Source organism: Shigella sp. SIG6, assembly GCF_053555815.1.
On record NZ_JBQZXC010000186.1, the window covers coordinates 1 to 5057 of the forward strand.

Below are 5057 nucleotides of genomic sequence, written 5' to 3' on the forward strand. Positions count from 1 at the left end.
AGGGCTATTTTACCGCGACAATTCATTCAGATCATCAATAGTCAGGGAAGGAAGTAGCAACATTAGCTAACTAATCAATGCGTTGATTGTAAATCCAGCTAAGAGGTGAGGTTTTCAGAGCAGACAACGGTGAAACGTCATGGTATTGTTACGTTTAGGTAACAAGAAATTTGTCTGCACAAGGATTACATCATGATTATGGCGAAACTGAAGTCAGCGAAAGGGAAGAAATTTCTCTTTGGTTTGTTGGCGGTTTTCATTATTGCGGCGTCGGTTGTGACTCGCGCGACCATCGGCGGCGTTATAGAACAGTACAATATTCCGCTGTCTGAGTGGACGATATCAATGTATGTGATTTAGTCATCGATGATTTTTGTTTATAGTCTGGTCTTTACTGTGTTGCTGGCAATCCCGTTGGGAATTTATTTCCTTGGCGGCGAAGAGCAGTAAGTAAAAAATAGGCCCGATAACTCGGGCCTTGTCAGTTATTGAAGAGTCGTTAATCGTCTTCTTCGTCATCCAGTTCAACGGGTGTCTGATACTGGTCAGGTTTAATGACCAGCAGGTCGCAGCGAAGATGATCAATCACCTGTTCCGCCGTGTTGCCGAGGAATGCTGCTGAAATACCGGTGCGTCCGACCGTGCCCAGAACCACAATTCCCGCCTGTAAATGCTCCGCCAAATCAGGAATCACCTCTTCGGGCAGACCTTTTTCTACGTGCGTCATGTTTTCATTAATGCCGAATTTCTGCCGCAGGGCTTTCATTGCCAGCAAATGTTGCCCACGAATGGCATCGTTATAAACGCTCGGGTCAAATTCCGGCAGTTCAATCGCGATATTAATTGGCGTTACCGGATAAGCGCCAACCAGATGAACTTCGGTATGGTTGACTTGTTCTGCCAGTTCGATCGTCTCTTTGACCAGTTTTTCATTGAGCGCATTATGATACGGCTCTTCACTGGCGAGATTCACCGCCACCAGCGCCTTGCCTCCTTCCGGCCACGGCTGGTCTTTCACCATCCACACCGGGCTTGGGCATTTGCGTAACAGATGCCAGTCCGTTGGCGTAAAAATCACCGCTTCCAGACGGTCATGTTGGTGCGCCATTTTTAGCACCAAATCGTGTCCGCCGCTGATCACTTCCTGAATGATGGCTTCGAAAGGACGGTTATGCCAGACCACTTTAATTTCAATGGGAACGCCAGCATTGAGATAATATTTTGCCTGCTCGTGGATCCAGGCTGTACGCTGGCTGATGACGCCCTGACGCATAGCGGTACGTTCGTCCGGGGAGAGCAGGGTGGTCATTTCGTATGAGAAGTCATAGATCGGCAAAAAGGCTTTAATTTTGCCACCAATCCGTTGATGTAAATAAACAGCTCGCCGCAATGCTGGTTGGTCGTCCTGGTTAGGATCGATAACAACGAGCATGTTCTGATACATAGCCATACAGGGTCTCCTTACAACAACTGTCAACGCAGTTTGTAATTAAAAGATTAACCCATATCTGGTGAATGAAACAGTGATGAACCTTCTGCCAGATCAATAAATCAGAAAAATTTAATGATATGACAGAAGGATAGTGAGTTATGCGGAAAAATCAGGCAACGTTACGCGTATGACCAGCAAGCTGGGCCAGCGCATCGTTATTTTCGATGGTGATGTATTTACCTTTGACTGCCAGCATACCGCTTTTCTGGAAGCGACCCAGCAGACGGCTGATGGTTTCTACCGTCAGGCCCAGATAGTTACCAATATCGCCACGAGTCATCGTCAGGCGGAATTCACGAGGGGAGAAGCCGCGTTGGGCAAAACGAAGGGACAGGTTGTAGATGAATGCAGCCAGACGTTCCTCGGCATTTTTCTTCGACAACAGCAAGATCATGTCCTGATCGCCTTTGATTTCACCGCTCATCAGACGCATCATCTGCTGACGCAGATTCGGCATTTTACCGGACAAATCGTCCAGCGTTTCGAACGGAATTTCACATACCATCGAGGTTTCCAGCGCCTGAGCGAAGCTCGGGTGATGGCCGCTGCCGATGGCGTCAAATCCCACTAGGTCGCCTGCTAAATGGAAACCAGTGATTTGCTCGTCGCCTTGCTCAGTGATTGTATAACTTTTAATCGTACCGGAGCGGATGGCATAAAGCGATTTAAGTTCATCACCAGCCTTAAACAGCGTCTGGCCTTTCTGAATAGGCTTCTTCCGCTCAATGATATTATCAAGCTGATCAAGCTCATGTTCGTTGAGTGTGAACGGGATGCAAAGCTGGCTGATGCTGCAATCCTGGCAATGGATAGCACAACCGCCAGACTGAATGCGCCGTATAATTCGCTTTTCCGGGATCATAGGTCTGCTCAAGCCGTAATTGATATTTGTCAATTTTAACATCTTTTTAGGGAGCAAGTAAGTCTAAGCAAACCTTAACAGCAGAGAATTCCGATATTAGATGTAAATATACGTCTATCTATTTGAAACTCCTTAAGTTGTCAAGGGTAACTTTACATAAAAGTGTGAACAAGCTGGCACAAATTGTTTAATGTTTACAGCAAAAGATAACCTTCGTGGCGCAATAACCACTCTTTTCGCTGAACTCCGCCTGCATATCCGGTCATGGTGCCGTTTCGGCCAATAACCCGATGGCAAGGTACGACGATGCTGATGGGATTCGATCCGTTTGCCGCACCAACGGCACGCGCCGCGCCAGGGCGGCCCAATTGTTCAGCCAGTTGGCCGTAATGCATTACCTGCCCGCAGGGGATAGTGCGTAGTGTTTTCCAGACTTCGCGCTGAAATGGCGTCCCCCCCGTGGCAGTGGGAAGCGTATCAATAATGCTAAGATTACCGGCAAAATATTCACGAAGCTTGTCGCTTAAACCACCTGGGTTGGTGGCAGAAATGCGCTCATAGCCTTCTTTGCGATAATGGATGTCCAGCAGCTGCACCATGCGTTCGCTGTACTCTTCCCATTCAACCGCCCGCAGGCGAAATTGCTCATCGCAAATCACCCACAGTGGACCCAGTGGCGTGGCAATTTTTTCTTCAAGTAATCTCAGCATCCGTTCTCTCTTAAGACAAACGTGGGTAAATACCCGGACCTATCGGCAGACCGACAAGATACCACGCCAGCAACATCAGCAGCCATACCACCAAAAAGATAAGTGGATAGGGCAAGACTAACGAATAGTAAGTACCCAGTTTCGCGTCTGGTTTGTCGCAGTCTGATAGCATAAAGCGATTTTTTGATTTTTCTGCCTGAAGAAATGAGGGCAAGCCATCACATGGATCGAGGGTGGGATAATTCCAGTCAGTGAAATTTTACCGTAGGCTATCTGTTATTTGATTCTGTGGCGTGATAGCCGCCAGACACCACTGAACTCGTTACTCATTCCCCAATCCCGGCGAGAATGTGGTTATTTACAGAGCTAAAAAATGAATAAAAAAATAGAGCCTGTCGACATCCGCCAGACTCTACAGTACACACAGCAGTGCATCCTCGTCTTAAATCCGGCCTGGGGTCCTGGTGACCGGTGACAGTGTTATAACGGTTTTACCCATCCGTTGCCAATTTTCTTCAGTGACAGATTTCACGAAAATATAAGTTAAATCATTTGTCTTGTGATTGCATAATCATGCATCGTTAATCGACGAGTAAATTTACCGGGCGAGTAGCCCGTTCGACGCTTAAACATATTGCCGAACGATTCAGCTGAGGCATAGCCCAGACGATGGGCAATTTTGGTCAACGAATATCCATCATCAAGAAGCGTCACTGCAGAAATAACGTGCATTTGCTGAACCCAGTGGCGAAATGTTAATCCCGTCTCTTTAACAAATAAGCGCATGAGTGTACGGCTACTGACGTTAATTTTATCCGCTAGATTATCCAGTGTTGGCAGATACCCTTGGTTGTTTAGCAAATTCTCACAAAGCTGCTGTAGCCGCTCATCATTTGGCCAAGGGAGTTCAAGTGACATTTTCACCCCCATTTTTATTTCCTGAAGTATCAGTGTCTCGAGGGCTGAAAAACGTAACTGTTGTTTATCTGTGGTACTTTGCGACGGTGGAAGTTGGTTAATTGCAATTAGTAATTCCCTTAACAGGGGTGAAATACCCGTCATGAAGCAAACTGTTCCCAGCGTTTCACTTTCCGCTTCTGAAACCAGTACGGTTTTTAAAAGTACGTTGCCTGTCGCAACAAACTTATGCGGCATTTGTGGGGGCAGCCAAAGCGCGCTGCTGGCATGGACTAGCCAGACGCTTTCTCCAGCCCATACACGAACGACTCCTTCAGCCGGGTAAAGCAACTGGGCATAGAGATGTTTATGCCAGGGAACTGTACCTCCATTCAGATGTTCCGAATCCAGTCCGATAATGTGATGCCCTGGTGATGCTTTGGGTTGCAGTGTAATTGTCATTTACAGTAGGTATTTTGTCAGAAATCATCAAATAAGCCATGTTAAATTTTAAATATGACGTATGCAAGTTTCCGGATATATACGGTGTAAAGAGTGATGATAATTTCTAAAAAACAGCTTATTGGGGTGGTAGCGATCGGTATTCTTTTGACTGGCGTTGTCTTTTTTATCTGGAGGGTAAGCAAAGGAAGATTTATACAGACGACGGATGATGCTTACATTGGTGGTAATATCACCACGGTGGCAAGTAAAGTTTCTGGTTATATTTCTGCTATAGAGGTGCGCGATAATCAGAGCGTAAAAAAAGGCGATATTATCCTGCGTCTCGATGATCGGGATTATCGTGCAAATGTCGCCAGGCTTGAGGCAAAAATAAAAAGTAGCAAAGCCAATCTCGAAGGCATTCAAGCCACTATTACGATGCAGCAGTCGATAATTCAAAGTGCCAGTGAAACATGGCAGGCAGTAAAACATGAGGAGCAAAAGCGCCTGCGAGATACTGAACGTTATGAAAAACTCGCACAATCAGCGGCAATATCGCAACAAATTATTGATAACGCCAGGTTTGACTACCAGCAGGTCGCAGCAAAGGAGCGCAAAGCCGCGAACGATTTCCTGGTGGAGAAGCAACGGC

5 protein-coding genes and 3 pseudogenes are annotated in these 5057 nt (G+C 46.6%); 3 read left to right on the forward strand and 5 right to left on the reverse strand.

Features of this window, described 5'->3' with window-relative positions:
• Window positions 1-192 precede the first annotated feature (192 nt).
• A pseudogene (locus ACUU1M_RS18705) lies at window positions 193-450 on the forward strand (DUF2534 family protein).
• Between the two features lie 49 nt (window positions 451-499).
• Here the strand turns inward: ACUU1M_RS18705 and uspE are convergent.
• The 4 genes and pseudogenes from uspE to ACUU1M_RS18725 form a co-directional block, all read right to left on the reverse strand.
• Window positions 500-1450, reverse strand: a complete 951-nt coding sequence (gene uspE / locus ACUU1M_RS18710; protein ID WP_001262123.1) for a universal stress protein UspE — start codon at window positions 1448-1450, stop codon at window positions 500-502.
• A 151-nt stretch (window positions 1451-1601) separates the two neighbouring features.
• Window positions 1602-2354 carry a fumarate/nitrate reduction transcriptional regulator Fnr gene (gene fnr / locus ACUU1M_RS18715; RefSeq protein WP_000611905.1) on the reverse strand — a complete coding sequence of 251 codons (753 nt, stop codon included), beginning with the start codon at window positions 2352-2354 and terminating at the stop codon, window positions 1602-1604.
• A gap of 194 nt (window positions 2355-2548) precedes the next feature.
• Window positions 2549-3064 carry a methylated-DNA--[protein]-cysteine S-methyltransferase gene (gene ogt / locus ACUU1M_RS18720; protein ID WP_000945011.1) on the reverse strand — a complete coding sequence of 172 codons (516 nt, stop codon included), beginning with the start codon at window positions 3062-3064 and terminating at the stop codon, window positions 2549-2551.
• 10 nt (window positions 3065-3074) lie between these two features.
• Window positions 3075-3218, reverse strand: a pseudogene (locus tag ACUU1M_RS18725) (AbgT family transporter); the annotation flags it as partial.
• Window positions 3219-3238: 20 nt separating this feature from the next.
• On the opposite strand from ACUU1M_RS18725, the pseudogene ACUU1M_RS18730 reads away from it, so the two are divergent.
• Window positions 3239-3434 (forward strand): annotated as a pseudogene (locus ACUU1M_RS18730) (LysR family transcriptional regulator); the annotation flags it as partial.
• A gap of 173 nt (window positions 3435-3607) precedes the next feature.
• On the opposite strand, the gene ACUU1M_RS18735 reads toward ACUU1M_RS18730, so the two are convergent.
• On the reverse strand, window positions 3608-4423 hold the full coding sequence (locus tag ACUU1M_RS18735) for an AraC family transcriptional regulator (RefSeq protein ID WP_000156574.1): 816 nt from the start codon (window positions 4421-4423) through the stop codon (window positions 3608-3610).
• A 96-nt stretch (window positions 4424-4519) separates the two neighbouring features.
• On the opposite strand from ACUU1M_RS18735, the gene ACUU1M_RS18740 reads away from it, so the two are divergent.
• Window positions 4520-5057, forward strand: a 538-nt coding sequence (locus ACUU1M_RS18740) for an HlyD family secretion protein (RefSeq protein WP_449144734.1), incomplete at its 3' end; no start/stop codon positions are given.

Bases quoted from the DNA above. Each gene is read 5' to 3' on its own strand.
- ACUU1M_RS18735 (WP_000156574.1), bottom strand. From the start codon at position 4,423: ATGACAATTACACTGCAACCCAAAGCATCACCAGGGCATCACATTATC.
- ogt (WP_000945011.1), bottom strand. From the start codon at position 3,064: ATGCTGAGATTACTTGAAGAAAAAATTGCCACGCCACTGGGTCCACTG.
- fnr (WP_000611905.1), bottom strand. From the start codon at position 2,354: ATGATCCCGGAAAAGCGAATTATACGGCGCATTCAGTCTGGCGGTTGT.
- uspE (WP_001262123.1), bottom strand. From the start codon at position 1,450: ATGGCTATGTATCAGAACATGCTCGTTGTTATCGATCCTAACCAGGAC.